The sequence below is a fragment of the Streptomyces sp. NPDC006551 genome (assembly GCF_040611675.1).
Lineage (GTDB): Bacteria > Actinomycetota > Actinomycetes > Streptomycetales > Streptomycetaceae > Streptomyces.
Genome location: NZ_JBEXOT010000001.1, coordinates 508819 through 535067, shown reverse-complemented (window position 1 = coordinate 535067; position 26249 = coordinate 508819). Strand labels below are relative to the sequence as shown.

At 71.6% G+C, this 26249-nt stretch carries 30 protein-coding genes and 4 tRNA genes; 25 read left to right on the top strand and 9 right to left on the bottom strand.

Going from position 1 to position 26249, the window contains the following annotated elements:
* Nucleotides 1-122: 122 nt before the first annotated feature.
* From ABZY12_RS02460 to ABZY12_RS02400, 13 genes are all read left to right on the top strand, one after another.
* Nucleotides 123-524, top strand: coding sequence for an NADH-quinone oxidoreductase subunit A (locus ABZY12_RS02460; protein WP_356886292.1), 402 nt, complete (start codon nt 123-125; stop codon nt 522-524).
* Nucleotides 515-1141: an NADH-quinone oxidoreductase subunit B family protein gene (locus tag ABZY12_RS02455; RefSeq protein ID WP_356886215.1), complete on the top strand. Its 627-nt coding sequence runs from the start codon at nt 515-517 to the stop codon at nt 1139-1141. The genes ABZY12_RS02460 and ABZY12_RS02455 overlap by 10 nt, the downstream gene beginning before the upstream one ends.
* Nucleotides 1138-2571 carry an NADH-quinone oxidoreductase subunit C gene (locus tag ABZY12_RS02450; RefSeq protein ID WP_356886213.1) on the top strand — a complete coding sequence of 478 codons (1434 nt, stop codon included), beginning with the start codon at nt 1138-1140 and terminating at the stop codon, nt 2569-2571. The genes ABZY12_RS02455 and ABZY12_RS02450 overlap by 4 nt, the downstream gene beginning before the upstream one ends.
* Nucleotides 2568-3536 (top strand): complex I subunit 1 family protein, encoded by a 969-nt coding sequence (locus tag ABZY12_RS02445; RefSeq protein ID WP_356886211.1) that lies wholly within the window; start codon nt 2568-2570, stop codon nt 3534-3536. The genes ABZY12_RS02450 and ABZY12_RS02445 overlap by 4 nt, the downstream gene beginning before the upstream one ends.
* Nucleotides 3536-4243 carry an NADH-quinone oxidoreductase subunit I gene (locus ABZY12_RS02440; protein ID WP_356886209.1) on the top strand — a complete coding sequence of 236 codons (708 nt, stop codon included), beginning with the start codon at nt 3536-3538 and terminating at the stop codon, nt 4241-4243. The genes ABZY12_RS02445 and ABZY12_RS02440 overlap by 1 nt, the downstream gene beginning before the upstream one ends.
* Nucleotides 4240-4794, top strand: coding sequence for an NADH-quinone oxidoreductase subunit J (locus ABZY12_RS02435; RefSeq protein ID WP_356886207.1), 555 nt, complete (start codon nt 4240-4242; stop codon nt 4792-4794). Before ABZY12_RS02440 ends, ABZY12_RS02435 begins: the two co-directional genes overlap by 4 nt.
* Nucleotides 4794-5165 (top strand): NADH-quinone oxidoreductase subunit NuoK, encoded by a 372-nt coding sequence (gene nuoK / locus ABZY12_RS02430; RefSeq protein WP_356886205.1) that lies wholly within the window; start codon nt 4794-4796, stop codon nt 5163-5165. Before ABZY12_RS02435 ends, nuoK begins: the two co-directional genes overlap by 1 nt.
* The gene (locus ABZY12_RS02425; protein ID WP_356886203.1) at nt 5162-7153 is read left to right on the top strand and encodes an NADH-quinone oxidoreductase subunit L; all 1992 of its coding nucleotides are present in this window, start codon (nt 5162-5164) and stop codon (nt 7151-7153) included. Before nuoK ends, ABZY12_RS02425 begins: the two co-directional genes overlap by 4 nt.
* 27 nt (nt 7154-7180) lie before the next feature.
* Nucleotides 7181-8734 carry an NADH-quinone oxidoreductase subunit M gene (locus ABZY12_RS02420; RefSeq protein WP_356886290.1) on the top strand — a complete coding sequence of 518 codons (1554 nt, stop codon included), beginning with the start codon at nt 7181-7183 and terminating at the stop codon, nt 8732-8734.
* Nucleotides 8731-10266 (top strand): NADH-quinone oxidoreductase subunit N, encoded by a 1536-nt coding sequence (locus tag ABZY12_RS02415; protein ID WP_356886201.1) that lies wholly within the window; start codon nt 8731-8733, stop codon nt 10264-10266. Before ABZY12_RS02420 ends, ABZY12_RS02415 begins: the two co-directional genes overlap by 4 nt.
* Nucleotides 10267-10308: 42 nt before the next feature.
* On the top strand, nt 10309-10785 hold the full coding sequence (gene mscL, locus ABZY12_RS02410; protein WP_356886199.1) for a large conductance mechanosensitive channel protein MscL: 477 nt from the start codon (nt 10309-10311) through the stop codon (nt 10783-10785).
* A 168-nt stretch (nt 10786-10953) separates the two neighbouring features.
* The gene (gene htpX, locus ABZY12_RS02405; protein WP_356886197.1) at nt 10954-11817 is read left to right on the top strand and encodes a zinc metalloprotease HtpX; all 864 of its coding nucleotides are present in this window, start codon (nt 10954-10956) and stop codon (nt 11815-11817) included.
* The gene (locus tag ABZY12_RS02400) at nt 11814-12218 is read left to right on the top strand and encodes a YccF domain-containing protein (protein WP_356886195.1); all 405 of its coding nucleotides are present in this window, start codon (nt 11814-11816) and stop codon (nt 12216-12218) included. Before htpX ends, ABZY12_RS02400 begins: the two co-directional genes overlap by 4 nt.
* A 76-nt stretch (nt 12219-12294) precedes the next feature.
* On the opposite strand, the gene ABZY12_RS02395 is transcribed toward ABZY12_RS02400, so the two are convergent.
* Nucleotides 12295-13533: an amino acid permease gene (locus ABZY12_RS02395; protein ID WP_356886193.1), complete on the bottom strand. Its 1239-nt coding sequence runs from the start codon at nt 13531-13533 to the stop codon at nt 12295-12297.
* A gap of 58 nt (nt 13534-13591) precedes the next feature.
* On the opposite strand from ABZY12_RS02395, the gene ABZY12_RS02390 reads away from it, so the two are divergent.
* The gene (locus ABZY12_RS02390; protein WP_356886191.1) at nt 13592-13861 is read left to right on the top strand and encodes a GlsB/YeaQ/YmgE family stress response membrane protein; all 270 of its coding nucleotides are present in this window, start codon (nt 13592-13594) and stop codon (nt 13859-13861) included.
* Here the strand turns inward: ABZY12_RS02390 and ABZY12_RS02385 are convergent.
* The 3 genes from ABZY12_RS02385 to ABZY12_RS02375 all read right to left on the bottom strand — a co-directional run bounded on the left by ABZY12_RS02385 (nt 13858) and on the right by ABZY12_RS02375 (nt 15570).
* A complete protein-coding gene (locus tag ABZY12_RS02385) occupies nt 13858-14484 on the bottom strand; it encodes an alpha-ketoglutarate-dependent dioxygenase AlkB (RefSeq protein ID WP_356886189.1) in 627 nt (208 codons plus the stop codon). The two genes, ABZY12_RS02390 and ABZY12_RS02385, sit on opposite strands and share 4 nt — an antisense overlap.
* Entirely contained in the window at nt 14481-14987 is a 507-nt protein-coding gene (locus ABZY12_RS02380; protein ID WP_356886187.1) for a methylated-DNA--[protein]-cysteine S-methyltransferase, read from the bottom strand. Before ABZY12_RS02380 ends, ABZY12_RS02385 begins: the two co-directional genes overlap by 4 nt.
* A gap of 94 nt (nt 14988-15081) precedes the next feature.
* Nucleotides 15082-15570: a YajQ family cyclic di-GMP-binding protein gene (locus ABZY12_RS02375; RefSeq protein WP_356886185.1), complete on the bottom strand. Its 489-nt coding sequence runs from the start codon at nt 15568-15570 to the stop codon at nt 15082-15084.
* Between the two features lie 182 nt (nt 15571-15752).
* Between ABZY12_RS02375 and ABZY12_RS02370 the strand changes: the two genes are divergently transcribed.
* Nucleotides 15753-15834 (top strand) — tRNA-Tyr (locus tag ABZY12_RS02370).
* Nucleotides 15835-15923: 89 nt separating this feature from the next.
* Here the strand turns inward: ABZY12_RS02370 and ABZY12_RS02365 are convergent.
* Nucleotides 15924-16580 carry an NAD(P)H-binding protein gene (locus ABZY12_RS02365; RefSeq protein ID WP_356886183.1) on the bottom strand — a complete coding sequence of 219 codons (657 nt, stop codon included), beginning with the start codon at nt 16578-16580 and terminating at the stop codon, nt 15924-15926.
* Between the two features lie 2 nt (nt 16581-16582).
* Nucleotides 16583-17851 (bottom strand): amidohydrolase family protein, encoded by a 1269-nt coding sequence (locus tag ABZY12_RS02360; RefSeq protein WP_356886182.1) that lies wholly within the window; start codon nt 17849-17851, stop codon nt 16583-16585.
* 238 nt (nt 17852-18089) lie between these two features.
* On the opposite strand from ABZY12_RS02360, the gene ABZY12_RS02355 reads away from it, so the two are divergent.
* The 6 genes from ABZY12_RS02355 (at nt 18090) to ABZY12_RS02330 (ending at nt 20686) form a co-directional block, all read left to right on the top strand.
* Nucleotides 18090-18162: transfer RNA gene (locus ABZY12_RS02355), tRNA-Thr, on the top strand.
* Between the two features lie 44 nt (nt 18163-18206).
* A tRNA-Met gene (locus ABZY12_RS02350) sits at nt 18207-18279 on the top strand.
* A gap of 89 nt (nt 18280-18368) precedes the next feature.
* On the top strand, nt 18369-18533 hold the full coding sequence (gene rpmG, locus ABZY12_RS02345) for a 50S ribosomal protein L33 (protein WP_003956487.1): 165 nt from the start codon (nt 18369-18371) through the stop codon (nt 18531-18533).
* A 100-nt stretch (nt 18534-18633) separates the two neighbouring features.
* A complete protein-coding gene (locus ABZY12_RS02340) occupies nt 18634-19086 on the top strand; it encodes a MaoC family dehydratase N-terminal domain-containing protein (RefSeq protein WP_356886180.1) in 453 nt (150 codons plus the stop codon).
* 4 nt (nt 19087-19090) lie between these two features.
* The gene (locus tag ABZY12_RS02335; RefSeq protein WP_356886178.1) at nt 19091-19519 is read left to right on the top strand and encodes a MaoC family dehydratase; all 429 of its coding nucleotides are present in this window, start codon (nt 19091-19093) and stop codon (nt 19517-19519) included.
* 111 nt (nt 19520-19630) lie between these two features.
* A complete protein-coding gene (locus tag ABZY12_RS02330; protein ID WP_356886176.1) occupies nt 19631-20686 on the top strand; it encodes a UDP-N-acetylmuramate dehydrogenase in 1056 nt (351 codons plus the stop codon).
* 49 nt (nt 20687-20735) lie between these two features.
* On the opposite strand, the gene ABZY12_RS02325 is transcribed toward ABZY12_RS02330, so the two are convergent.
* The gene (locus ABZY12_RS02325) at nt 20736-21368 is read right to left on the bottom strand and encodes an SDR family oxidoreductase (protein WP_356886174.1); all 633 of its coding nucleotides are present in this window, start codon (nt 21366-21368) and stop codon (nt 20736-20738) included.
* 86 nt (nt 21369-21454) lie between these two features.
* Here ABZY12_RS02325 and ABZY12_RS02320 point away from each other — a divergent pair, with 86 nt between their 5' ends.
* Nucleotides 21455-22060: a TetR/AcrR family transcriptional regulator gene (locus ABZY12_RS02320; protein ID WP_356886172.1), complete on the top strand. Its 606-nt coding sequence runs from the start codon at nt 21455-21457 to the stop codon at nt 22058-22060.
* A gap of 76 nt (nt 22061-22136) precedes the next feature.
* Here ABZY12_RS02320 and ABZY12_RS02315 read toward each other — a convergent pair whose 3' ends face one another.
* Complete coding sequence (locus tag ABZY12_RS02315; RefSeq protein WP_356886170.1) at nt 22137-23192, bottom strand: adenosine deaminase; 1056 nt, start codon at nt 23190-23192, stop codon at nt 22137-22139.
* A gap of 117 nt (nt 23193-23309) precedes the next feature.
* The gene (locus tag ABZY12_RS02310) at nt 23310-24536 is read right to left on the bottom strand and encodes a pyridoxal phosphate-dependent aminotransferase (protein WP_356886168.1); all 1227 of its coding nucleotides are present in this window, start codon (nt 24534-24536) and stop codon (nt 23310-23312) included.
* Between the two features lie 247 nt (nt 24537-24783).
* Between ABZY12_RS02310 and ABZY12_RS02305 the strand changes: the two genes are divergently transcribed.
* The 3 genes from ABZY12_RS02305 to nusG all read left to right on the top strand — a co-directional run bounded on the left by ABZY12_RS02305 (nt 24784) and on the right by nusG (nt 26199).
* Nucleotides 24784-24856: transfer RNA gene (locus ABZY12_RS02305), tRNA-Trp, on the top strand.
* 103 nt (nt 24857-24959) lie between these two features.
* A complete protein-coding gene (secE, locus tag ABZY12_RS02300; protein ID WP_356886166.1) occupies nt 24960-25247 on the top strand; it encodes a preprotein translocase subunit SecE in 288 nt (95 codons plus the stop codon).
* A 43-nt stretch (nt 25248-25290) separates the two neighbouring features.
* A complete protein-coding gene (gene nusG / locus ABZY12_RS02295) occupies nt 25291-26199 on the top strand; it encodes a transcription termination/antitermination protein NusG (protein ID WP_356886164.1) in 909 nt (302 codons plus the stop codon).
* The last annotated feature ends 50 nt before the right edge of the window (nt 26200-26249 follow it).

The following is a 26249-nucleotide window of genomic DNA, read 5'->3' as shown; positions in this document are numbered from 1 at the left end:
GGCGCGCGTCCTCGCGGCGCCGCGCCGCCCACTCCTTGACACGACCGCTTACCCGCTCTTTACGAGGGCCTAGACTCCCGTGCGTACAGATCGTCGATACGGGCAGGGAGCGAGGGGTGGACGTGCCGGATCCGACCGTACGGGCGGGACTCGCGGCGGACTACTTCCAGACGTACTCCGTCGTCGGACTGCTCGCCGCCCTCGGCGTGCTCTTCGTGGCCATCGCCTTCGGGGCGGGCCGGCTGCTGCGGCCCGTCGCGCCGACGCCCGAGAAGCTGCTGACGTACGAGTGCGGCGTCGACCCGGTCGGCGAGGGCTGGGCCCACACCCAGGTCCGCTACTACGTCTACGCTTTTCTTTACGTCATCTTCGCCGTGGACTCGATCTTCCTCTTCCCCTGGGCGACGGTCTTCGCGGCGCCCGGCTACGGCGCGACGACGCTGGTCGAGATGTTCATCTTCCTCGGCTTCCTGGCCGTGGGACTGCTCTACGCGTACAAGAAGGGCGTCCTGACATGGACGTGACCCCGCAGACCCCGCAGACGCCCCGGACCGGGCCGGCCCCGCGGGCCGGGCGGTCGCCGCAGCCGATGCCGCTGCCGGCCCCCACACTCGGTCCGCTCGCCCGGCTCGCTCCCGAGCCGATGAAGGTGGTCCTGAACTGGGGCCGCCGCTACAGCCTCTGGGTCTTCAACTTCGGCCTCGCCTGCTGCGCGATCGAGTTCATCGCCGCGTCGATGGCCCGTCACGACTTCATCCGTCTCGGCGTCATCCCCTTCGCGCCCGGACCGCGTCAGGCCGACCTGATGATCGTCTCCGGCACGGTGACGGACAAGATGGCGCCGGCGGTGAAGCGTCTCTACGAACAGATGCCCGAGCCGAAGTACGTCATCTCCTTCGGCGCCTGCTCGAACTGCGGCGGCCCCTATTGGGACTCCTACGCGGTGACGAAGGGCGTCGACCAGATCATCCCCGTCGACGTCTACGTCCCCGGCTGCCCGCCGCGGCCGGAGGCGCTGCTCCAGGGAATCCTGAAGCTGCAGGAGAAGATCGCCCGAGAGTCCCTGGGCGAGCGGTACTCGGGTCCCTCCGTGGGCCAGCTGACCAGCGGCCTGGTCACCCCGCCGGGCGGTGAGAAGTGAACGCGTACGACACCCTGCCGGAGGCCGTGACCGAGGTCTTCGGCGAGGAGGCGACGGCGGAACGGGCGTACGACCTGCTGACGGTCGACGTGCCGGCGGGCTCGTGGATCGCGGCGCTGGAGATCGCCCGGGACAAGCTGGGCTGCACGTACTTCGACTGGCTGAGCGCGGTCGACGAGCCGGGCACGGGCTTCCGTGTCTGCGCGCACGTGGTCGCCCTGGAGGGCGGCACGGTCCGCCGCCTCCTGGTGCGCACGACCGTCCCGCACGAGGCGGCGTCCCTGCCGACGGCGGTGGAGATCTACGCGGGCGCGGCGTGGCACGAGCGCGAGACGCACGAGATGTTCGGCGTCACCTTCACCGACCACCCGAACCTGGCTCCGCTCCTCCTCCCGGAGAACTTCGAGGGCCACCCGCTTCGCAAGGACTTCGTGCTGGCGGCGCGGGTCGCCAAGGCGTGGCCGGGCGCGAAGGAGCCGGGGGAGCCTGCGGCGGGCGCGGGGCACGGCGGCCCCAAGCGCCGCCAGATGCTCCCGCCGGGCGTCCCCGACCCCAACGACTGGGGCCCCCTCAAGGGCCAACTCCCCCCTGCCCCAACCCGCCCCGCCCGCACGGCACGCGCCCGCACGACGGCAGAGGGCTCGACACCGCCCGCGGCCACCCCGCGTCGCGCGCGCACGACAGCGGAGGGCTCGGCGAGCCAGGCGACCGAGGCCCCGGGCACGGCCGGCCAGGCACCCGAGGCCCCGGCTCCGGGGGTCGCTCCGCGTCGCGCGCGTACGGCCGCGGAGGGCTCGGCGAGCCAGGCGGCGCCCCCTGCGGCAGCCCCGGACACCGGCGCCGCGCGCCCGGCCCGCCGCTCGCGCTCCGTGAGCGAGGGCTCGGCGACCCAGCGCGCCGAGGCGCCGAGCGCTGACGGTACGGACGGCGGTACGGACGGCGGTACGGAGACGACTCCCCAGGCCCGCCCGCCACGGCGCACCCGTAGCGCGGCCGACGGCTCGGCGAGCCAGGCCGGCACGGCCGCGCCCACCCCACCGCCGCGCACCCGCAGCGCGGACGCCCCCTGGCACCACGCCCGACCGGCCTTCGACGACGAGACCTCGACCGCCGCCGAACCGGCTCCGGAGGCCGGGTCGGCGCCGGACAGCCCGGCCGCGGAACCGGCCCCCGAGCCGTCGCGGGCCCCCGAGCCGACCTCCGGTACGGAAGCGGCGCCGGACAGCCCGGCCCCCGAGAGCCCGGCTCCCGAGAGCCCGGCCCCCGAGAGCCGCGCTGCCGAGCCGGTGCAGGCCCCCGAGCCCTCGGATGCCGCCGAGCCGGAACCGGGCCCCGCCGCCGAGCCAGAACGGGCCCCCGACCCCGCCCCCGAGGGCCGCTCGCCCGAGAACCCGTCCACCCACCACCCCGCCGGAGGCGATCCCGCGTGAACGACGCACTCGACGTCGCCCTCCGGCTGCTCGTCGTCTTCGGCGTGTTCCTGGTCCTGCCCCTCGTCATCGGGCAGACCGAGCACAAGGTGATGGCCCACATGCAGGGCCGCCTCGGCCCCATGTACGCCGGCGGCTTCCACGGCTGGGCCCAGCTCGTCGCCGACGGGGTGAAGTTCGCGCAGAAGGAGGACGTCGTCCCGGCCAACGCCGACCGCCGCGTCTTCCAGCTCGCCCCCGCCGTCGCCCTCCTCCCGTACCTCCTCGTCCTCGTCGCCATCCCCATCGGCCCGAGCGAGGGAGCCGTCGGCCAGATCGTCGACGCGGGCATCTTCTTCGTCCTCGCCGTGATGGGCGTCGGCGTCCTCGGCAGTCTCATGGCCGGCTGGGCCTCCGCCAACAAGTTCTCCCTGCTCGGAGGACTCCGCACCGCCGCCCAGCTCCTCGCCTACGAACTCCCGATGCTCCTCGCCGCCGCCTCCGTCGCGATGGCCGCCGGCACCGTCTCCCTCCCCGGCATCCTCAACGCCTTCGAGTGGTGGTGGCTGCCCTGGCAGATCGTCGGCGCGCTCGTCTTCTTCGTCGCCGGCCTCGCCGAGCTCCAGCGCCCGCCGTTCGACATGCCCGTCGCCGACTCGGAGATCATCTTCGGCGCGTACACCGAGTACACCGGCCTCCGCTTCGCGCTCTTCCTCCTCGCCGAGTACGCCGGCATCGTCGTCCTCTGCGGTCTGACCACCGTCCTCTTCCTCGGCGGCTGGCACGGCCCGTTCGGCGCCGACGGCCTCGGCTGGGTCTGGACCCTGCTCAAGACCGCGATCCTCGCCTTCGTCGTCATCTGGCTGCGCGTGAGCTACCCCCGCCTGCGCGAGGACCAGCTCCAGAAGCTCGCCTGGACGACGCTCGTCCCCCTCGCCCTCGCGCAGATCGCGCTCACCGGCATCGTGAAGGTGGCGATCAACTAATGGCCCCGATCCCCGGCAGCGGCCTGGCGAAAGGCCTCGCCGTCACCCTGCGCACGATGACCAAGCGCGCGCACACCGCCCAGTACCCCGACGCCCAGCCCGAGCTCCCGCCCCGCAGCCGCGGGGTCATCGGACTGTTCGAGGAGAACTGCACGGTCTGCATGCTCTGCGCCCGCGAGTGCCCCGACTGGTGCATCTACATCGACTCCCACAAGGAGACGCTCCCGGCCGCCGCCCCCGGCGGCCGTGAGCGCAGCCGCAACGTCCTCGACCGCTTCGCCATCGACTTCTCCCTCTGCATGTACTGCGGTATCTGCATCGAGGTGTGCCCCTTCGACGCGCTGTTCTGGTCGCCCGAGTTCGAGTACGCGGAGACGGACATCCACGAACTCACGCACGAGCGCGACAAGCTCCGGGAGTGGATGTGGACGGTCCCCGAGCCGCCCGCGCTCGACCCGGCGGCGGAGGAGCCGAAGGAGATCGCCGCGGCCCGCAAGGCGGTCGAGAAGCAGGCCGCCGCCGAAGCCGCCGCCCGGGCCCAGGCCGAGGCGCAAGCCCAGGCAGAGTCCCAGCCCGTGACCCGAGCCCAGCCCGAGCCCCCGGCCCCCGGCGCTCCCGAGCCCCCGGCCCCCGGCACCCCCGAGACCCCCCGCGGTCCCGCCGCCCCCGGCACCACCCCCGGCTCTTCCGAGGGAGGCCCCGCGTGAACCTCGCCGCCGCCCACCCCGGCTTCCTCTCGCCCTCCGGCGTCGAGATCGCCTTCCTCCTCGTCGGCCTCGCCACCCTCGGCGCGGCCCTCGTCACCGTCACCACCAGGCAGCTCGTCCACGCCGCCCTGTGGCTGGTCGTGACGCTCGGCGGCATCGCCGTCGAGTACCTCCTCCTCACCGCCGAGTTCATCGCCTGGGTCCAGGTGCTGATCTACGTCGGCTCCGTCGTCGTCCTCCTCCTCTTCGGTCTCATGCTCACCAAGGCCCCCATCGGCCGCTCCCCGGACGCCGATTCCGGCAACCGCCCGGTCGCCCTCGTGGTCGCCCTGGCCGCGGCCGCCGCGCTCGTCTGGGTGGTCGTCGACGCGTTCCGTACGACCTGGATCGAGCTGGACGGACCGGCCCAGGGCTCCACCAGGGTGTCCGGCGAGATCCTCTTCCGGCACTGGGTGCTGCCCTTCGAGGCCCTGTCCGTCCTCCTCCTGGCCGCCCTGGTCGGCGCGATCGTCCTCTCCCGCAGGGACCGCTCCGAGGAAGGACCGCGCTGATGCACCTCGCCTATCCCGCCGTCCTCGCCGCCCTCCTCTTCTGCGTCGGCCTGTACGGCGTCCTCGCCCGCCGCAACGCGATCCTGGTCCTGATGTCCGTCGAGCTGATGCTCAACGCCGTCAACCTCAACCTGGTCGCCTTCGACGTCTGGCTCCGCGACACCCTCCACGCCGGCCAGGCGCTCACCCTGTTCGTCATCGCCATCGCCGCCGCCGAGATCGGCATCGGTCTCGCGATCGTCTTGATGGTGTACCGCAACGGCGGCACCTCGGACGTCGACCGGCTCCGCGACACCGCGGAGGCCGACGGGGCCGCCGCGTCCGACGAGACCTCCACCTCCGACGACGAGAAGGCCGAGGCCACCGCGTGACCACCACGACCCTCGCCGTCCTCGTCCCCCTCCTGCCCTTCCTCGGCGCCGCCGCCGGTCTCCTCCTGGGCCGTACCGCGCCCGGCTTCGTCCGCCCACTGGCCGTCCTGCCGACCCTCGCCGCGGCCGTCCTCGCCGTCCTCGTCGCCGTCCGCCACGGCGGTGGGAAGACCGTCGAGGCCGCCACCCAGCTCACCCCCACCGGCTCGGTCCCCATCGACCTGGCCCTGCGCCTCGACGGCTTCGCCGCCCTCGCCGCCGTCCTGGTCTGCGTGGTCGCCGGCTGTGTGCAGATCTACTCCACCGGGTACCTCCGCGACGACCCGCGCTACCCCTCGTACGCCTCGCTCGTCTCCCTCTTCACCTCCGCGATGCTGCTCGTCGTCTACTCCGGCGACCTGATGGTGCTGCTGGTCGGCTGGGAGATCATGGGCATCTGCTCGTACTTCCTCGTCGGGCACTACTGGGAGACCCCCGAGGCGCGCGCCGCCTCCCTGAAGGCCTTCCTGGTCACCAAGCTCGGCGACGTGCCCTTCCTGATCGGTCTGTTCGCGCTCGCCGCCGACGCGGGCACCTTCCGGATCGGCGGGATCCTCGGCGCGGTCGCCGCGGGCGGCCTCGACCACCCCACGCTGATCGCGCTGCTGCTTCTGGCCGGCGTGGCGGGCAAGTCCGCGCAGTTCCCGCTGCACACCTGGCTCCCCGACGCGATGGCCGGCCCCACCCCCGTCTCCGCGCTCATCCACGCGGCGACGATGGTCGCCGCCGGCATCTACTTCATCGCCCGGCTCCTCCCCGTCTTCGCCGCCTCCGCCGCGGCGCTGACCGTGCTCGCCGTGATGGCCGCCGTCACGATGGTCGGCTCGGCGCTCGCCGCCCTCGCGCAGGACGACATCAAGCGGGTCCTCGCCTACTCGACCATCGGCCAGCTCGGCTACATGGCAGGCGCCCTGGCCGTGGGCGACCGCGGGGCCGCCGTCTTCCACCTCCTGTCGCACGGCGCCTTCAAGGCGCTGCTCTTCCTCGCCGCCGGCGTGATCATCCACGCCGCCGGGACCAACTCGCTCTCCGCGATGTCCCGGATGAGCGGCCTGACCAAGCGGATCCCCGACGCGTACTGGACGATGACCGTCGCCCTGCTCGCGCTGGCCGCGCTCCCGCCGTTCGCCGGCTTCTTCTCCAAGGAAGCCGTCCTCGTGGCCGCCGAGCACACCGCCCTCGGAGACCGGACCGTCGCCCCCGCCGGCGCCGGCTGGACCGTCCTCGTCGCGGGCCTGCTCACCGCCCTGCTCACCGCCGCCTACGCGACCCGCCTCTGGCTCCTCGCCTTCCGCGGCCGTGGCACCGAGGCCCCCGACCACGGCCGTCAGCCGATCGCCATGACCACGGTCCTGTGGGTGCTCGCCATCCCCTCTCTCGGCTTCGGCCTCACCGTCACCTCCCTCGACGACTGGTTCGACGGCCAGGCCCTCACCCCGACCGTCACCACCGCCGTCCTCGGCACGGGCATCGCCGTCATCGGCGGCGCCGTCACCTACGCCGTCTGGCAGCGCACCCGCGCCCTCGCGGCCCGCACCCCGCTCGGTGCCGTCGCCGCCCACCCCGAGGGCGACGCCGGCCTCGTCGAGGCCGAGGCGATCGCCGGCCACGCCCCCGCCTACGGGGACGTGGCCTCCGCCCCGGACCCCGCCGACCCCGGCCGCGTCCTCCTCGGCCCGCTGTACCGCCACGCGGTCACCGGCTTCCACCTGGACGCCGTCTACCGCACCCTCTTCGTCCGCCCCGTCCTGGCCGCCGCCTCCCTCGTCCGTTTCCTGGACCGGGAGGTCGTCGACACCTACGTCAGCGGCGCGGGCACCGGCACCAACTGGCTGGGATGGCTCGTCCGCCGCGCCCAGACCGGCAATGTGCAGACCTACCTCAGCGCCCTGCTCGCCGGCTCCGTCGTCCTGGCGATCGCCGCCGTACTCGTCGCCGCCGGAGCGTGAGCCGTGATCGATATCAGCGAATCCGTGATGCAGTTCCTTCTCGCGTTGATCGTCGCCGGGCCGCTCGTCGGCGCCGCCGCCGCCCTTCTCCCGGCCCCGCCCGGGCTGAAGGGGAAGTCACCCGACCAGGCCGTGCTCCGCCACGGCGTGACCGTGACCGGCGTCGTCCTGGCCGCCACGATCGTCCTCGCGCTCGGCTTCGACCACGACCAGCCGTCGAAGATGCAGGCGAGCACGGACATCACGTGGATCCCCGCACTAGACGTACGCATCCACCTCGGTGTCGACGGCATTTCCCTCCCCCTCCTGGTGATGACCGCGCTGCTGACCTTCCTCTGCGCGCTGTACAGCTACTCCAAGATGCCGAGCGGGCCTTCCCCCAAGGCCTTCGTCGCCCTGCTGCTCGTCCTCGAGTCCGGCACCCTGGCCACCTTCGCCGTCCTCGACCTCGTGCTGTTCTTCCTCGCCTTCGAGATGGTCCTCATCCCGATGTACTTCCTCATCGCCCGCTGGGGCGGTGAGGGCAGGCAGGCCGCCGCCTGGAAGTTCATCCTCTTCACCCTCCTCGGCTCCGTCGTCATGTTGCTCGGCCTGCTCCTCATCGGCCTGAAGGCGGGCACGTTCGACATGGTGGCACTGGCCACTGACAACGGCCGTGGACTGACCACATCCGTGCAGGTCATCGCCGTTCTCGCGATCGGGATCGGGCTCGCCGTGAAGACCCCGATGTGGCCCCTGCACAGCTGGCTCCCGGACGCCCACACCGCCGCCCCGACCGTCGGCTCCGTCCTCCTCGCCGGCGTCCTGCTGAAGATGGGCACGTACGGCTTCGTACGGATCGTCCTGCCGATCGCCCCCGACGGCATGCGGGTCTTCGCCCCCTACCTCGCCGCCTTCGCCGTCGCCGGCGTCATCTACGGATCCCTCGCCTGCCTCGCCCTCGCGAGGCCCGGCAACAAGGGCGACCTCAAGCGTCTGATCGCCTACTCCTCCGTCGGTCACATGGGCTTCGTCCTCCTCGGCATCGCGACCATGACGCCCACCGGAGTCAACGGCGCGCTCTTCGCCAACATCGCCCACGGCCTCATCACCGGCCTGCTGTTCTTCCTCGTCGGAGCCCTCAAGGACCGGTACGGCACCGCCGACCTCGACACCCTCGCCGGCGCCACCGGCGCCGCCCTCTACGGCCGCGCCCCCCGCCTGGGCGGACTGCTCGCGTTCGCCGCCGTCGCCTCCCTCGGACTGCCCGGACTCGCCGGGTTCTGGGGCGAGATGCTGGCCCTGTTCGGCGCCTTCGACCCGGCGGACGGCCTCAGCCGCCCCGCCTTCCTCACCTTCATGGCGGTCGGCGCCTTCGGCACCCTGCTCACCGCCGCCTATCTCCTCGTCGTGGTCCGACGCGTCTGCATGGGCGGCCCCCGCCCCGGCGGCGAGACGGCCATCGCCGACGTCCAGGGCTACGAGTTCGCCGCCTGGACCCCGCTCGTCGCCCTCACCGTCCTCGCCGGCCTGTGGCCCGCGGTCCTCCTCGGCCTCACCGACCCGGCCGTGCAGCAGCTCCTCGCCGGAGGCAAGCAGTGACCCCTACAGCCGCGAGCCTCGTCCAGTCCGTCGACTGGCTCACGATCGCGCCGCCCACCCTCACCGCGGTGGTGGCGCTCGCCGTACTCGTCGCCGACCTCTTCGTCCCCGCCCATCGCAAGCAGCTCCTCGGCTGGACCGCGATCGCCGGGCTCGTCGCCGCGATCGTCCTGCTGATCCCGCTGCGCGCCGGCGACCGCTCGACCTTCTGCCTCACCCCCGAGGCGGCCGAGGCCGCCTCGATGGCGCAGGACGCCTCCGGCACCGCCGGCTGCAGCTACACCGCCGACCACTTCACGCTGGTCATCCAGTTCCTGGTGCTCGGCGGGGCGCTCCTCACCGCCCTGCTCTCGCTCTCCGACACCAAGGAGAAGCTGCCGGCGGGGGAGTACTGGTTCCTGCTGCTCTCCTCGGCCGCCGGCGCCGCGCTGCTGCCCGCCTCGCGTGACCTCGCCACCCTCGTCGTCGCCCTCGAAGTGGCCTCGCTGCCCGCCTTCGCCCTCGTGGGCCTGCGCCGCGGCGACCGGATGTCCAGCGAGGCCGCGCTGAAGTTCTTCCTCTCCTCGGTCGCCGCGACCGCCGTCACCCTGCTCGGCGTCAGCTTCGTGTACGCCGCCACCGGCACCCTCCATCTCTCCGAGATCGCCCAGCGCCTCGACGACGTCCCCGCCCAGCTGCAGACCCTCGCCGAGGCGGGCGTGGTCCTCACCCTGATCGGCTTCGCCTTCAAGACGGCCGCCGTCCCCTTCCACTTCTGGGTACCCGACACCTACGTCGGCGCCCCGCTGCCCGTCGCCGGCTACCTCTCCGTGGTCGGCAAGGCCGTCGGCTTCACCGGCCTCATCCTCGTGACCGTCGTCGCCTTCCCCTCGTACGCGCACGTCTGGGGCCCGGCGCTCGCCGTCCTGGCCGCGCTCACCATGACCGTCGGCAACGTGGCCGCCCTGCGGCAGGTCTCCACGCGCGCGTGGAGCGCGGTCCGGCTGCTCGCCTGGTCCTCCGTCGCCCAGGCCGGCTACCTCCTGGTGCCGATCGCCGCCGCCGCGTACTCCAGCGACGACCAGATCGGCGCCACCGTCGCGTACGCCCTGATGTACGCCGTCGTGAACCTCGGCGCCTTCGCGGTGGCCGCGCTGGTCGCCCGAAGCCGGCCCGAGAACCGCATCGCCGACTACCGCGGCCTGTACGCCGCCCGGCCGCTCACCGCCCTCACCATGGGCTTCTTCCTGCTCAACCTGGCCGGTCTGCCGCCCGGCATCATCGGCCTCTTCGCCAAGGTCACCGTCTTCTCGGCGGCGGTCGACGCCGGCCTCGGCTGGCTGGCCGTGATCATGGGCGTCAACGTCGTGATCGCCCTCTACTACTACCTTCGGTGGACAGCGCTGCTCTTCCGCGCCCCGAAGGGCGAGCCGGTCAGCCACCGCGTCCCCGCCCCGCTGACCGCGGTGATCGCGCTGACCGCCGTCGCGGGCGTCGTACTGTCGGGCTACCCGCAGTTCGCCCTCCGTTTCGCGGCAAACAGCCTCTTCTGACCCTGTCGCCACCCGACAGGAACGCACCAAGGAGCATCACCCGTGCTGAACGGCTTCAAGGACTTCATCCTCCGCGGAAACGTCATTTCCCTGGCCATCGGTCTCGCCGTGGGTTCGGCGTTCACGGCAGTCGTCACCGGCTTCAGCAAGGCGTTCATCACCCCGCTCATCGGCCTCGCCACCGGCTCCGTCGGCGACTTCAGCGAGGCCAGCTTCACCATCCGTGGCGCCGTCTTCCCGTACGGCCTGCTCATCGCCGCCACGATCGCCTTCGTCATCACCGCCGCGGTGCTCTACTTCTTCGTCGTCGTCCCCATGACGAAGATCCAGGAGAGGTTCGCCCGCCAGGAGACCGACATCAAGTCCGAGAAGCGCGACTGCCCCGACTGCTTCAGCGAGATCCCGGCCGTCGCCACCCGCTGCGCGCACTGCACCAGCCACGTCGAGCCGGTGGCCGCGGCGCTGGAGAACTCCCTGGAGAGCTCCCTGGAGAAGGCCGCCGTCCCCGCCGCGCGCTGATCCCCCGCCCCCGTCACCCGGACGGCCCACACCGCCCAGCGTCGCCCCCTGTGCCCCCAGGGGAACCCGCGCCTCCCGCCTGGCGTTGACCAGTACGGGAGGGTCCACTGGACCAGTGGACCAGCACCGAGCAAGGGTTCCCCTGCCGCACGACTTGGAGGGCGTACCGTGCACCGCCGGCACAACGGGCTGAGGACCGCCGTACTCCTCGGAGGGCTCTCGGCCCTCATCATCGTCATCGGCAGCTTCTTCGGACGTACGGGGCTGATCGTCGCGCTCCTCGTGGCGCTCGGCACCAACGCGTACGCCTACTGGAACAGCGACAAGCTGGCGCTGCGGGCCATGCGGGCCCGCCCGGTCAGCGAGTTCGAGGCCCCCGCCCTCTACCGGATGGTGCGCGAACTCTCCACCCAGGCCCGTCAGCCGATGCCCCGGCTCTACATCTCGCCCACCCAGGCCCCCAACGCCTTCGCCACCGGCCGTAACCCGCGCAACGCCGCCGTCTGCTGCACGGAGGGCATCCTGCGGCTCCTCGACGAGCGCGAGCTGCGCGGAGTCATCGGCCACGAGCTGAGCCACGTCTACAACCGGGACATCCTGATCTCCTCGGTCGCCGGCGCCCTCGCGTCCGTGATCATGTTCCTGGTCAACTTCGCCTGGCTGATCCCCGTCGGCCGCTCCAGCGACGACGACGGCCCCGGCCTCCTCGGCATGCTGCTGATCATGATCCTCGGCCCCGTCGCCGCCTCCGTCATCCAGCTCGCCATCAGCCGTTCGCGGGAGTACGAGGCCGACGCCTCCGGCGCCCAGCTCACCGGCGACCCGCTGGCCCTGGCCAGCGCCCTGCGCAAGCTCGAAGCCGGCACGAAGCAGCTCCCGCTGCCGCCCGAGCCGAAGATCGAGACCGCGAGCCACATGATGATCGCGAACCCGTTCCGGCCTGGTCAGGGGCTGTCCAGGATGTTCTCGACGCACCCGCCGATGGCGGAGCGCATCTCCCGACTCGAGCAGATGGCAGGTCGTCGCCCATGAAGACAATCCTCAACGTCATATGGCTGATCCTGTGCGGCCTGTGGATGTTCCTCGGCTACCTCCTGGCCGGCGTCCTGCTGTGCGTCACGATCATCGGCATCCCCTTCGGGGTCGCCGCTTTCCGCATCGGCGTCTACGCCCTGTGGCCCTTCGGCTACACGGTCGTGGACCAGCGTGACGCGGGCGCGCCCTCCTGCGTCGGTAACGTGCTCTGGCTGGTCCTCGCCGGCTGGTGGCTGGCGCTCGGCCACATCGTCACCGGCATCGCGCTCTGCGTCACGATCATCGGCATCCCCCTGGGCCTCGCGAACTTCAAACTGGTCCCGGTCTCCCTGCTGCCCCTCGGCAAGGAGATCGTCCCCACGGACCAGCCGTACCCGTACGGGTACGCGGCCCGCTAGAGCGCCAGTCCCGCCGGAGCTTCAGTCCTGCGCGAGCGCCAGTCCCGCCGGACCTTCAGACCCGCGCGAGCGCCCCTCACGGACGCGGGCGTACGGGCCGTCCTCGCGTGACCGCGTACGCCACCACCCCCGCCGCGAGCACCCCCACCCCCGCGAGCACGGAGGTCAGCGGCAGCGCGAACGCCAGGACCGCGCAGCCGGCCAGACCCACGGCCGCGAGCAGCCGGCGCGAACGGCCCAGCGTCCAGGCGGAGGCGTTGGCGATGCCGTAGTAGACCAGCACGCCGAACGAGGAGAAGCCGATCGCGCCCCGCACGTCGGCCGTCGCCGCCACCACGGCCACCACGGCACCCACCGCCAGCTCGGCCCGGTGCGGCACCTGGAAACGGGGATGCACGGCGGCGAGTCCGGCCGGCAGATGACCGTCCCGCGCCATCGCCAGCGTCGTACGGGACACCCCCAGGATCAGCGACAGCAGCGACCCCAGGGCCGCGACGACCGCTCCCACCCGCACCACCGGGACCAGCCAGCCCGCGTCTGCCGCACGGGCCGCGTCCGCGAGCGGCGCGGGCGAGGCGGCCAGGGCCTGCGGCCCCAGAACGGCGAGGACACACACCGAGACCGCCGCGTAGACGCCCAGCGCGATCCCGAGCGCCAGCGGGACCGCCCGCGGGATCGTCCGGGCCGGATCACGCACCTCCTCGCCGAGCGTGGCGATCCGCGCGTAGCCCGCGAACGCGAAGAACAGGAGTCCCGCCGCCTGCAGAACCCCGCTCGCCGACACGTCCGCGCCCAGCCCGAGCCGCTCGAACTCCCCGGACCCGGACGCGAACGACGCCACCACCACCGCGGCCAGGACGGCGAGCACGAGCGCCACGATCACCCGGGTCAGCAGCGCCGACTTCCGCACACCGCCGTAGTTCACGGCCGTCAGCGCCACCACGGCCGCCACCGCCACCGCGTGCGCCTGCTCCGGCCACAGATACGCCCCGACCGTCAGCGCCATCGCCGCGCACGAGGCCGTCTTGCCGACGACGAACGCCCAGCCCGCCAGGTACCCCCAGAAGGGGCCGAGGCGTTCGCGACCGTACACATAGGTGCCGCCGGAGGCCGGATAGCGGGCCGCGAGCCGGGCCGACGCCATGGCGTTGCAGTACGCCACGAGCGCGGCGACGCCGAGCGCCGGAAGCAGCCCCGAACCGGCCGCGCCCGCCGCCGGCGCGAGCGCCACGAAGATCCCGGCCCCCACCATCGAGCCCAGCCCGATGACGACGGCGTCGAACACCCCGAGCGAACGGCGCAGTCCCTGTGTCATGCGCCGCACCCTAGCCAGTCCCGCAACCGGACAGCGCCGCACGGTCGTCCTTCACGGCATGACCATCATCAGCTGGGTCGTTCTCGGACTGCTCGCCGGCGTCATCGCCAAGATCCTGCTGCCCGGCCGGGATCCGGGCGGCCTCATCGGCACCACCCTCATCGGCGTCGCCGGAGCGTTCGTCGGCGGCTGGATCTCCGCGCGCTTCCTGGACCGCCCGATCACCACGCAGTTCTACGACGGCGCCACCTGGCTCTCGGCCATCGGCGGCGCGCTCGTGCTCCTGATCGCGTACCGGATCCTCTTCGGCCACTCGCGCTCGCGCTAGAGCCCCGTCTGGCGCAGGGTGATGTTCAGCCGGCCGGTCAGTCCGAGCTCCGGATCGGCCGTGCCGGGCAGCACCTTGGGCACCCCGTGGTACGCGAGACGCGACGGCCCGCCGAAGACGAAGAGATCACCCGAGGTCAACTCCACGTCCGTATAGGGCCGTCCGCGGCTCTCGGTGTTCCCGAACCGGAACACGCAGGTGTCGCCGAGACTCAACGACACCACCGGCGCACCGGACCGCTCCTCCTTGTCCTGGTGCATGCCCATCCTCGCCCCGGCGTCGTAGAAGTTCACCAACGCCGTGTCGGGCGCGAAACCCCCGTGCTCCCCGTACGCCTCGACCAGCGCCTCACGCCCCAACTCCGCGAGCCAGTCGGGCATTTCGACGCCGACCCCAGGCAGATAGCGGTACGGCTCCCACCGCCGGCCCAGGCACAGCGACCGCACGGACATCACCCCGCCGCCCGGCAGCACGGTGTGCCGGTACGGAACGGGTCCACGGCCCCACTCCCGGCAGGCGACGACCAACTCCCGCTGCCGCGCGGGCGGCAGCCACCCGGGCACATGCACCGCGCCCGGCGCGACGACCGCCCGCTCGCGGGGAAAGAGCCCTTCCCCGCTCATCCCACCAGGGCGCCTTCGAGCCCGAGCAGCCGCTCCTTGCGCTCCAGCCCGGCCGCGTACCCGCGCAGGCTCCCGTCCGCGCCGATCACCCGGTGGCAGGGCCGCACCACGAGCAGCGGATTGCGCCCGATCGCGGTGCCGACGGCCCGTACCCCGGCCCCGGACGCCCCGACCCGGCGGGCGATGTCCGCGTACGAGACCGTGGAGCCGTACGGAATGTCCTCGAGGGCCCGCCAGACGCGCCGCTGGAAGTCCGTACCGCTCGCGGCGTACACGAGGTCGAAACGGTCCCGCCGCCCGGCGAAGTACTCGCCCAGCTGCCCGGCGACCCCCGTGAACAGCTCGGGCGCGTGCCGCCAGCCGTCCTGGACGGTGACGGCACCCTTCTGGCCGGGCAGCGAGAGCGACGCCAGCTCCGTGGAACCGTCCTCGGTGACGCGACCGGCCAGCAGCATCTCCCCGAGGGGGCTGTCGATGTGGGCGTACACGGTCTGCGGCGTCATGGCTGGTTCCTCTCCTCGCACGCTCGATCCGTTGTCCAGTGTGCGAGGGGCCGCCAGGGGAAGCTGGCGGTTTTCGGACACGCAGGTCGTGGACCTACCGGTAGTTCACGAACTGGATGGCGAAGTCGAAGTCCTTGCCCTTGAGCAGCGCCTGTACGGCCTGCAGGTCGTCCCGGCTCTTGGAGCTGACCCGCAGCTCGTCACCCTGGACCTGCGCCTTGACGCCCTTGGGGCCCTCGTCGCGGATGACCTTGGAGACCTTCTTGGCGTTCTCCTGGGAGATGCCCTCCTCGATCGTGGCGAAGATCTTGTACTCCTTGCCGGACAGCTGCGGCTCGCCCGCGTCCAGCGACTTCAGCGAGATCCCGCGCTTGATCAGCTTGGTCTCGAAGATGTCGAGGATCGCCTTCACCCGCTCCTCGCCGTTGGCCTGCATCAGGATCTTCTCGCCCTGCCAGGAGATCGAGGCGTCGGTGCCCTTGAAGTCGTAGCGCTGCGAGATCTCCTTCGCGGCCTGGTTGAGGGCGTTGTCGACCTCCTGCCGCTCGACCTTGGAGACGATGTCGAAACTGGAGTCGGCCATGACGTGTGGCTCCTTGCGTCGAATGCGTTGGGTTGCGTTGGCGTTACGACGCAAGCCTAGTCACCCGCACCCGCCCGAACCGCTGATCAATCCGGTGGCGAACCACCCCCACGCATCAGGTATCGTTTACGTCGTTGCCACGGAGCACCGCCGAAAAGCGGCTCCCGGCAGCGACATTCCATGGCGGTGTGCCCGAGTGGCCAATGGGAGCGGACTGTAAATCCGTCGGCTTAGCCTACCCAGGTTCGAATCCTGGCGCCGCCACGCGATAAGAACGGCCCCTGATCTGCGGAAACGCGGATCAGGGGCCGTTCTGCATGTGCGGCCGGGCCGCCTTGGCCGGTGGTGCCCGGCTACTCGCCCGCCACGGCCTTCACCGCGACCGAGACCGGGGTCGAGCCGCTGATCAGCTCCAGGGTCAGGCCGGCCGTGGCCGGGGTTTCGACGAGTTCCGCGAGGACCGCCGCCACGTCGTCGCGGGGGATCGGGCCGCGGCCCGTCCGGGCCTCCAGGCGGACCAGGCCCTTGCCGGCGTCGTCGGTGAGCATGCCGGGACGCAGGATCGTCCAGTCCAGGGCCTCGCGGGAGCGCACGGCGTCGTCCGCCTCGCCCTTGGCGCGGAGGTAGGCGTCGAAGACCTCGCCGCCCGGGTGGCCCGCGTCGGCTCCCATGGAGGAGACGACGACATAGCGCCGTACGCCCGCCCGTTCGGCCGCGTCCGCGAAGAGCACCGCGGCCGCGCGGTCCACGGTGTCCTTGCGCTCCACCGAGCTGCCCGGCCCGGCGCCCGCCGCGAAGACCGCCGCGTCGGCGCCGCGCAGGGCCTCGGCGACCTCGTCCACCGAGGCCGACTCCAGGTCCAGGACGACCGGTTCCGCGCCGGCCGCGCGCAGGTCCTCGGCGTGTTCCGGTCTGCGGATGATCCCGACCGCCTCGTGCCCGCCCGCCGAGAGCAGCCGCTCCAGACGCAGGGCGATCTGTCCGTGTCCTCCAGCGATGACAATGCGCATACTCACGACCGTACGACGGGGCCGCCCGGAGGGCTTCCCGACTCCGGCCGGGACTGGCGGGGAAGGTCGAGCGCCGCCGCGGAGTCGCAGTACTCCCGCACCGCGCTCGTCCGCGCCACCACCCGCCCGCGATGCACCACGATCCGGCTGTACGCGAGGGACAGCACGCCCGTGAGCCGTTCGCCGCGCACCGCGAGCAGCTCGGCGGGGAACCCGGCCTCCACCCGCACCTCCGGCAGCCCCATCGCGGTCCTCGCCGCCGCGCTCACGGTGTCGTACGCGTCCTGGGCCGTGAGGCCCCCCAGGGAGGCCAGCAGATAGGCCGCCTCCAACGGGTCCCCGCGCCCCACCGGGTTGGAGACGTCCCGCAGGGCCCCGCCGCCCGCGGCCAGCCGTACGCCCGCCGCGCGCAGCAGCCGCACCGGCGCCGCGCCGCGCAGCTCGGTCGCCCCGCAGCCGCCCTGGGGCAGGCAGACGACGGTCACCCCGGCCGCCGCCAGCTGGTCGGCCGCGCGCCGCGCCACGTCGGAGGGCAGCCGGGCGAGCCCGGCGCAGGGCCCGATGGTCACTCCGGGTCGCAGTCCGCCCGCCATCGCGGCGAGCCGGGCCAGGCGTGCCGGGTCGTCGCCGTCGGTGTGGAGGTCGACCGGGCAGCCGTGCTCCGCCGCGGTCTCCAGGACGGCCTCCACGTACCCGGCCGGATCGGGGTCGAGGTCCGGACAGCCCCCCACCACCCCGGCGCCCATCTTCACCGCGTCCCGCAGCATCGCGAGCCCGTCGCCGCCCGCCGCGCCGGTCAGCAGACGCGGGACCGCGACCGCCGTCAGATCCGTGAGGCCGCGCAGCGAGCGCCGGGCCTGGAGGACGGCTTCGAGGGGGCCGAGCCCCTGGACGTCCCCGATCCGGACGTGGGCGCGCAGGGCGGTGGCGCCGTGACCGAGCTGGAGCAGCGCAGCCTCGGTGGCGCGCCGCTGCACCTCCTCGGGCGCGTACGAGACGGGGCCGGGGGTGTCGGCGCTGAGCGCGGTGTCGGCGTGGGCGTGGGGCTCGGCGGGCGCGGGCAGCAGGAGGTACCCGGTGAGGTCGACGCGGGCGCCGAGGGCGGTCAGGCTGCCGGCCGTGCCGACGGCCTCGATCCGGCCGCCGACGAGGCGTACGTCCACCGTCCGCCCGTCGGTGAGGCGGGCGTTGGAGAGCAGGAGCGAGGTGGAGTCGGCGGTGTCGGCGGCCCAGTCGTCGGGCGGCTGGGGCTGCTTGCTGTCGGCTGACATCGGGCTCCTCAAGGCTCCTCAAGATCAAGATCACGCAGCGTGGAGCCGAGCCTAGGGGCGGCCCGGCCGCCCTTCGCGGAGGAGCGCAATAGTCGTACTGATGAGGCCACGAGTGGCGTACGGGGCGGACGGGGCGCTCGTGCGCGCGGGGAGCCGCGGGCGCGAACGCCCGCGCGGAGACGGCCGCGGAAACGGATTTGGGCGATCGGCGGAGGACCGTGTAATGTCTTCATCGCTCGCCCCAATAGCTCAGTCGGTAGAGCGTCTCCATGGTAAGGAGAAGGTCTACGGTTCGATTCCGTATTGGGGCTCTGGTGAGAAGGAACCCGCCTTCGGGCGGGAACCAGATCATCAAAGCGGTGTAGCTCAGTCGGTAGAGCAAGCGGCTCATAATCGCTGTGTCACCGGTTCAAGTCCGGTCACCGCTACACACGGTAGCCGATTGTGGGGTCGGTCCTTCGATCGGCTACTCTTCTATGCGTTCATCCGTCCATCCGTCCGTCCAAGGAGCACTCACGTGGCTGCCACCGACGTCCGCCCGAAGATCACGCTGGCCTGCGTGGAGTGCAAGGAGCGGAACTACATCACCAAGAAGAACCGGCGTAACAACCCGGACCGTCTTGAGATGAAGAAGCACTGCCCTCGCTGCAACTCGCACACTGCGCACCGCGAGACTCGCTAATCAGGCTCGTACACGAGGCCGTCCCCACCAGGGGGCGGCCTCGTGTCGTTTGTCGGCACCATCGGCAACATCGGCAATAAATCCAGGAGGTATCGAGTCCATGGCGCTCGACCAGTCCTTCGTGGGTCGGACCTATCCGCCCACCGCGCCCTACGAGGTCGGCCGCGAAAAGATCCGCGAGTTCGCGGAAGCGGTGGGTGACGCGAATCCCGCCTACATCGATCAGGAAGCGGCGAAGGCGCTCGGTCACCCCGATGTGATCGCTCCGCCGACTTTTGTGTTCGCGATCACTTTCGCGGCGGCCGGGCAGGTCATCGAGGATCCGCAGCTGGGTCTGGACTACAGCCGCGTGGTGCACGGCGACCAGAAGTTCGCCTACAGCCGGCCGGTGCGGGCCGGGGACCGGCTCTCGGTCACCTCCACCATCGAGGCGGTCAAGTCCCTGGCGGGCAACGACATCCTGGACATCCGCGGCGAGGTGCACGACGAGACCGGCGAGCACGTCGTGACCGGGTGGACCAAGATCGTGTCCCGAGCGCCCGAGGAGGCCTGAACCCATGGCTGCGAAGATCGCTTACGACGAGGTCGAGGTCGGCACCGAGCTGCCGGCCCGGTCCTTCCCCGTGACACGCGCCACGCTGGTGCGGTACGCCGGTGCCTCCGGGGACTTCAACCCGATCCACTGGAACGAGAAGTTCGCGCGTGAGGTCGGTCTCCCCGACGTCATCGCGCACGGCATGTTCACCATGGCCGAGGCGATCCGTGTCGTGACGGACTGGGTCGGCGACCCGGCGGCCGTCGTCGAGTACGGCGTGCGCTTCACCAAGCCGGTCGTCGTGCCGAACGACGACAAGGGCGCGCTGATCGAGGTCAGCGGCAAGGTCGCGGCGAAGCTGGACGACGGGCGGGTCCGGGTGGACCTGACGGCGATGTCGGCGGGCCAGAAGGTCCTGGGCATGTCCCGGGCCGTGGTCCGGCTCGCGTAGCTCGTGACAGAGCGGGGGCGGCCGCGGGACGCGCCCCGGTGGTCGCCCCCGACCGCTTCGTGCGCGCGGCCCCGACCGGACCGGTGGGGCCGCCCCCGTACTCTTGAGCCCGTGCAGGAACTCCACGACGCCCCCCTCGCCCCCCTGACCACCTTCCGGCTCGGCGGCCCCGCCGCCCGGCTGGTCACCGCGACGACCGACGCCGAGGTGATCCAGGCGATTCGCGACGCCGATGTGACGGCCACCCCGCTGCTGATCATCGGCGGCGGCAGCAACCTGGTCATCAGCGACAAGGGCTTCCCGGGCACCGCCCTGCGCATCGCCACCAAGGGCTTCGAGCTCGACGGCACGAAGCTGGAACTGGCGGCCGGCGAGGTCTGGACCGACGCCGTGGAGCGCACCGTCGAGGCGGGTCTCGCGGGCATCGAGTGCCTGGCGGGGATCCCCGGGTGCGCGGGCGCGACGCCGATCCAGAACGTGGGCGCGTACGGCCAGGACGTCTCGTCCACGATCACCGAGGTGATCGCGTACGACACGATCGACCACCGGGTGGTCACGCTGACGAACGAACAGTGCGACTTCTCGTACCGGCACAGCCTCTTCAAGAAGCTGCCGGACTCCTATGTGGTGCTGCGCGTCCGCTTCCAACTTGAGGACGCCGGGGGCCTGAGCGCGCCCATCGCGTACGCCGAGACCGCCCGGGCCCTCGGGGTGGAGGTCGGCGACCGAGTGCCGCTGGCCACCCTCCGCGAGACCGTCCTGAAGCTGCGCGCGGGCAAGGGCATGGTGCTCGACCCGGAGGACCACGACACCTGGTCGGCCGGGTCGTTCTTCACCAACCCGATCCTCACGAACGAGGAGTTCTCCGCCTTCCACGCCCGCGTGGCCGAGCGCCTCGGTCCCGACGTGAAGGCCCCCGCCTTCCCCGTCGGCGACGGTTTCACCAAGACCTCGGCCGCCTGGCTGATCGACAAGGCCGGCTTCACCAAGGGGTACGGCTCCGGCCCCGCGCGGATCTCCACCAAGCACACCCTCGCCCTCACCAACCGGGGCGAGGCCACCACCGAGGACCTGCTCGCGCTCGCCCGCGAGGTCGTCGCCGGGGTGCGGGACGCCTTCGGGATCACCCTCGTGAACGAGCCCGTGACGGTCGGCGTCAGCCTCTGACCCCGGCCCGGCGCCACCCGGCGCCCGCCCTCCGGGGCCTGCCTCGCTGTCAGTAGGCGACCCCCACGCCCTGCCGCACCGTCGCCGGGTCGTCGATCATCGCCAGCATCGCGTGCGCCACATCGGCGCGGGCGAGGGAGCGGCCCCGGCCCGGGTTGCCGCCGACGACCGAGCGATAGCGGCCGGTGAGCGGCTTGTCCGTGAGCTTCGGCGGCCGTACGGAGGTCCAGTCCGTGGCGCTCGCGGCCAGCTGCTCCTCCATCTCCCGCAGGTCGTCGTAGATGTCCTTGAGGACAGTGTTGATGAGCGCGAGGACGGCCTTGTCGACGACGGTGTGCCCGTCCGGGACCGGGCCGAGCGGGGCGGCGCTCACCACCAGGAGGCGCGGGGTGGCCTCCGCCTCCATGGCGGCGAGGACGGAGCGGGTCAGCCGCGCGGCCACACCGGCGTCAGCGCGGGAGCGGGCGCCGAGCCCGGAGAGCACCGCGTCCCGGCCGGCGACCGCTCCGCGCAGGGCGGCCGGATCGGTGAGGTCGGCCCGGAAGACCTCCAGGCGTTCGCCGGTGACCGCGAGACGCGCCGGATCACGGACGACCGCCGTCACCTCGTGGCCTGCGCGCAGCGCCTGCTCGACGATCTCCCGACCGATGCCGCCGGTCGCGCCGAAGACGGTGAGCTTCATATCGCACCCTCCGGGGTGGGTAAGTGTTCACTCACCCCTACAGTGAGTGTGTACTCACCCCGTCGTCAAGTGGTGTTGGAGCAGGCATGGAGAAGAGGCCCACCCGGGAACGGATCCTCGACGCGGCGCACGAGCTGTGGACCACGGTGGGCCTCGCCCGCACCACCACCAAGGAGATCGCCCGGGGCGCCGGCTGCTCGGAGGCGGCGCTCTACAAGTACTTCGCGGGCAAGGAGGAGCTCTTCGTCGCCGTCCTGAGCGAACGCCTCCCGAAGCTGGCACCGCTGCTCGACCGGCTGACCGCCGACCCGGGGGAGCGGACGGTGGAGGAGAACCTCACCGAGATCGCCCGCCGGGCCGCCCTCTTCTACGCCGAGAGCTTTCCGATCGCCGCCTCGCTCTACGCCGAGACCCGGCTCAAGGCACGCCACGACGCGGCGATGCGCCGACTCGACGCCGGCCCGCACCGCCCGCTGGAGAGCCTCGACGGCTACCTGCGCGCCGAACAGACGGCCGGCCGCGTCCAGCCCGGCGCCGACACCTTCGCGGCGGCGTCCCTCCTGCTCGGCGCCTGCGCCCAGCGAGCCTTCGCCTACGACGCGAAGGTCGGCAAGGAGCCACCCCAGGACCTGGACACCTTCGCCACCTCACTCGCCCGCACCCTGCTGGCCGGGATCGCCGTACGGACATGACGTTCGCGGCGCCCGACGGGCAGCGGCGAGCGGACCGAGATCGGCATGGCTCCGGGCCACCCGCCTCTGCGCCGCTTCAGGCCGCAGGGCTCGTCAGCCAGTCGTCGATCCCCGACAGCAGCTTCCGCCTGACGTCCTCCGGCGCCGCCGAACCCCGTACCGACTGGCGGGCCAGTTCGGCCAGTTCCGCGTCCGTGAAGGCGTGGTGCCTGCGGGCGATCTCGTACTGAGCGGCCAGCCGGGAACCGAAGAGCAGCGGGTCGTCCGCGCCCAGGGCCAGCGGGACCCCCGCCTCGAACAGCGTCCGCAGCGGAACGTCCTCCGGCTTCTCGTACACCCCGAGGGCCACGTTCGAGGACGGACAGACCTCGCAGGTCACGCCCCTCTCCGCGAGCTTGCGCAGCACCCGCGGGTCCTCCGCCGCGCGCACCCCGTGGCCCACCCGGGTCGCCCGGAGGTCGTCAAGGCAGTCCCGTACCGACGCGGGACCCGTCAGCTCACCGCCGTGCGGCGCCGCGAGCAGACCGCCGTCGCGGGCGATCGCGAAGGCGCGGTCGAAATCACGGGCCATGCCCCGGCGCTCGTCGTTGGACAGCCCGAAGCCGACCACGCCCCGGTCCGCGTACCGCACCGCGAGCCGCGCCAGCGTGCGGGCCTCCAGGGGGTGCTTCATCCGGTTCGCGGCGACCAGGACCCGCATCCCGAGCCCCGTCTCCCGCGCGGCCGTGTCCACGGCGTCCAGAATGATCTCCATGGCCGGGGTCAGACCGCCGAGCAGCGGGGCGTACGAGGTCGGGTCGACCTGGATCTCCAGCCACCCCGAGCCGTCCCGCACGTCCTCCTCGGCCGCCTCGCGGACCAGCCGCCGGATGTCCTCGGGCTCCCGCAGACAGGACCGCGCGATGTCGTACAGGCGCTGGAAGCGGAACCAGCCGCGCTCGTCCGTCGCCCGCAACTGGGGCGGAGTGCCGCTGCTCAGCGCCTCCGGGAGATGGACGCCGTACTTGTCGGCCAGCTCGATGAGCGTCGTGGGACGCATCGAACCGGTGAAGTGCAGATGCAGATGCGCCTTGGGCAGCAGACTGATGTCGCGGACAGCAGACCCGGAAACGTGCTCGGAAACGTGCTCCATTGAAGGATCTTGCCGCACCCGAATGGACGAAGACAGCCCCTTTCCCCGATCGGGACCTTGCTAGAACGCAAGAACGGGCCCCCGGCGCGACGCCGGGGGCCCGTCACGACCGGAGAGCTACGGGCGCGCTTCCGTGAGCAGCTTCTGCATCCGGGACACGCCCTCGACCAGGTCCTCGTCACCCAGCGCGTACGAGAGACGCAGGTAGCCCGGCGTGCCGAAGGCCTCGCCCGGGACGACCGCGACCTCGGCCTCGTCCAGGATCAGCGCGGCCAGCTCGACCGAGGTCTTCGGGCGCTTGCCGCGGATCTCCTTGCCGAGCAGCCCCTTCACCGACGGGTACACGTAGAACGCGCCCTCCGGGGTGGGGCACAGGACGCCCTCGATCTCGTTGAGCATCCGCACGATCGTCTGGCGGCGCCGGTCGAAGGCGCGACCCATCTCCGCGACCGCGTCCAGGTTCCCCGAGACGGCGGCCAGCGCGGCGACCTGTGCCACGTTGCTCACGTTCGACGTGGCGTGCGACTGCAGGTTGGTCGCGGCCTTCACCACGTCCTTCGGGCCGATGATCCACCCCACGCGCCAGCCGGTCATCGCGTACGTCTTGGCGACGCCGTTGACCACGATGCACTTGTCGCGCAGCTCCGGCATGACCGACGGCAGGGAGACCGCGGCGGCGTTGCCGTACACGAGGTGCTCGTAGATCTCGTCCGTCAGCACCCACAGACCGTGCTCGACGGCCCAGCGGCCGATGGCCTCGGTCTCGGTCTCGCTGTAGACGGCGCCGGTCGGGTTCGACGGGGAGACGAAGAGGACGACCTTGGTCTTCTCCGTGCGGGCCGCCTCCAGCTGCTCGACCGAGACGCGGTAGCCGGTCGTCTCGTCGGCGACGACCTCGACCGGGACACCGCCCGCGAGACGGATCGACTCGGGGTACGTCGTCCAGTACGGGGCCGGGACGATGACCTCGTCGCCCGGGTCGAGGATCGCGGCGAAGGCTTCATAGATCGCCTGCTTGCCGCCGTTGGTGACCAGGACCTGGGAGGCGTCGACCTCGTAGCCGGAGTCCCGCAGCGTCTTGGCGGCGATCGCGGCCTTCAGCTCGGGCAGGCCGCCGGCCGGGGTGTAGCGGTGGTACTTCGGGTTCTTGCACGCCTCGACGGCGGCGTCGACGATGTAGTCGGGCGTCGGGAAGTCGGGCTCACCCGCGCCGAAACCGATCACCGGCCGCCCGGCGGCCTTGAGGGCCTTGGCCTTGGCGTCGACGGCGAGGGTCGCGGACTCGGAGATCGCACCGATGCGGGCGGAGACCCGGCGCTCGGTCGGAGGGGTAGCAGCGCTCATGCGGCCCATCGTCCCAGACCGTCTCTCGACCCGGCACACAGGTTTCGAGGAGCGGACAGGAACGGTCATTCCCGGTCGTACGGGGGCCCGGCGGGGCCTCCGGAGGACCTCGCCGGAGACCTCTCACAGCGCCTCCGGGCCTCCGACGTGCTTTCTGTTCGACGCAGCGCTCTTGAACACGTACACTCACTGCTCGTTGGCCCTCACCGACCACATCCCAGGATGCGGTAGGTTGGGGGAGCCACAAAGGGTCGTAGCTCAATTGGTAGAGCACTGGTCTCCAAAACCAGCGGTTGGGGGTTCAAGTCCCTCCGGCCCTGCTACACACACCGCCAGGATGTGTGCGCATGTACGTACTTCAATGCACCGCCGTGCGGATCCACCCGGCACGGCTCTGCCATGACCCGGGATCAGGTGAGAAGCGTGACGGACGCCGTGGGCTCCATCGACATGCCTGATGCCGAGGACGAGGCGCTGGAGTCGAAGAAGAAGGCCCGTAAGGGCGGCAAGCGCGGGAAGAAGGGCCCCCTGGGCCGCCTCGCGCTCTTCTACCGCCAGATCGTCGCCGAGCTCCGCAAGGTCGTCTGGCCCACTCGTAGCCAGCTGACGACGTACACCACGGTAGTGATTGTCTTCGTTGTCATCATGATCGGTCTGGTGACCGTGATTGACTATGGCTTCCAGGAAGCAGTCAAGTACGTCTTCGGCTGACTTCTTGTTCCACCCCATCTGTATCCAGGAAGAAGCAGCCACCGTGTCTGACCCGAACCTGAACGACGCCGTCGATTCTGTCGAGTCCGTTGAGGACGAGCTCGACATCGTCGAGGCGGCCGACGAGGACCAGGCTGAGGCTGCTGACGCCGCTGCGGGCGAGGCGGCCGAAGAGGCCGCTCTGACCATCGACGACGAGTCCGAGGAGTCCGACGAGGACACCTCCGAAGAGGACGTCGAGGACGAGGCTTCGGACGCCGAGGGCGACTCCGACGAGGACGCCGAGGCCCAGGCCGAAGAGGTCGAGGAGGCCGAGGAGGAGCCCGCCGCTCCCGTCGACCCGATCCAGGCCCTGCGTGACGAGCTCCGCGGCCTGCCCGGCGAGTGGTACGTGATCCACACCTACGCGGGCTACGAGAAGCGCGTGAAGGCCAACCTCGAGCAGCGTGCCGTCTCGCTGAACGTCGAGGAGTTCATCTACCAGGCCGAGGTGCCCGAGGAAGAGATCGTCCAGATCAAGAACGGCGAGCGCAAGAACGTCCGGCAGAACAAGCTGCCCGGTTACGTTCTCGTCCGCATGGATCTGACGAACGAGTCCTGGGGCGTCGTCCGCAACACCCCCGGCGTCACCGGCTTCGTGGGCAACGCCTACGACCCGTACCCGCTCACCCTGGACGAGATCGTCAAGATGCTCGCCCCGGAGGCCGAGGAGAAGGCCGCCCGCGAGGCCGCCGAGGCCGAGGGCAAGCCGGCTCCGGCCCGCAAGGTCGAGGTCCAGGTCCTGGACTTCGAGGTCGGCGACTCGGTCACCGTCACCGACGGTCCCTTCGCCACCCTCCAGGCCACGATCAACGAGATCAACGCCGACTCGAAGAAGGTCAAGGGCCTCGTCGAGATCTTCGGCCGCGAGACCCCGGTCGAGCTGAGCTTCGACCAGATCCAGAAGAACTGACCTCACAGGTTCACGGTTTTCCGACCAGGTCGGAGTGGCTCTCGCAGCCG

Bases quoted from the DNA above. Each gene is read 5' to 3' on its own strand.
- ABZY12_RS02455 (WP_356886215.1), top strand. From the start codon at position 515: ATGGACGTGACCCCGCAGACCCCGCAGACGCCCCGGACCGGGCCGGCC.
- ABZY12_RS02440 (WP_356886209.1), top strand. From the start codon at position 3,536: ATGGCCCCGATCCCCGGCAGCGGCCTGGCGAAAGGCCTCGCCGTCACC.
- nuoK (WP_356886205.1), top strand. From the start codon at position 4,794: ATGCACCTCGCCTATCCCGCCGTCCTCGCCGCCCTCCTCTTCTGCGTC.
- ABZY12_RS02420 (WP_356886290.1), top strand. From the start codon at position 7,181: ATGCAGTTCCTTCTCGCGTTGATCGTCGCCGGGCCGCTCGTCGGCGCC.
- ABZY12_RS02400 (WP_356886195.1), top strand. From the start codon at position 11,814: ATGAAGACAATCCTCAACGTCATATGGCTGATCCTGTGCGGCCTGTGG.
- ABZY12_RS02395 (WP_356886193.1), bottom strand. From the start codon at position 13,533: ATGACACAGGGACTGCGCCGTTCGCTCGGGGTGTTCGACGCCGTCGTC.
- ABZY12_RS02390 (WP_356886191.1), top strand. From the start codon at position 13,592: ATGACCATCATCAGCTGGGTCGTTCTCGGACTGCTCGCCGGCGTCATC.
- ABZY12_RS02385 (WP_356886189.1), bottom strand. From the start codon at position 14,484: ATGAGCGGGGAAGGGCTCTTTCCCCGCGAGCGGGCGGTCGTCGCGCCG.
- ABZY12_RS02380 (WP_356886187.1), bottom strand. From the start codon at position 14,987: ATGACGCCGCAGACCGTGTACGCCCACATCGACAGCCCCCTCGGGGAG.
- ABZY12_RS02375 (WP_356886185.1), bottom strand. From the start codon at position 15,570: ATGGCCGACTCCAGTTTCGACATCGTCTCCAAGGTCGAGCGGCAGGAG.
- ABZY12_RS02365 (WP_356886183.1), bottom strand. From the start codon at position 16,580: ATGCGCATTGTCATCGCTGGAGGACACGGACAGATCGCCCTGCGTCTG.
- ABZY12_RS02360 (WP_356886182.1), bottom strand. From the start codon at position 17,851: ATGTCAGCCGACAGCAAGCAGCCCCAGCCGCCCGACGACTGGGCCGCC.
- ABZY12_RS02340 (WP_356886180.1), top strand. From the start codon at position 18,634: ATGGCGCTCGACCAGTCCTTCGTGGGTCGGACCTATCCGCCCACCGCG.
- ABZY12_RS02335 (WP_356886178.1), top strand. From the start codon at position 19,091: ATGGCTGCGAAGATCGCTTACGACGAGGTCGAGGTCGGCACCGAGCTG.
- ABZY12_RS02325 (WP_356886174.1), bottom strand. From the start codon at position 21,368: ATGAAGCTCACCGTCTTCGGCGCGACCGGCGGCATCGGTCGGGAGATC.
- ABZY12_RS02320 (WP_356886172.1), top strand. From the start codon at position 21,455: ATGGAGAAGAGGCCCACCCGGGAACGGATCCTCGACGCGGCGCACGAG.
- ABZY12_RS02315 (WP_356886170.1), bottom strand. From the start codon at position 23,192: ATGGAGCACGTTTCCGAGCACGTTTCCGGGTCTGCTGTCCGCGACATC.
- ABZY12_RS02310 (WP_356886168.1), bottom strand. From the start codon at position 24,536: ATGAGCGCTGCTACCCCTCCGACCGAGCGCCGGGTCTCCGCCCGCATC.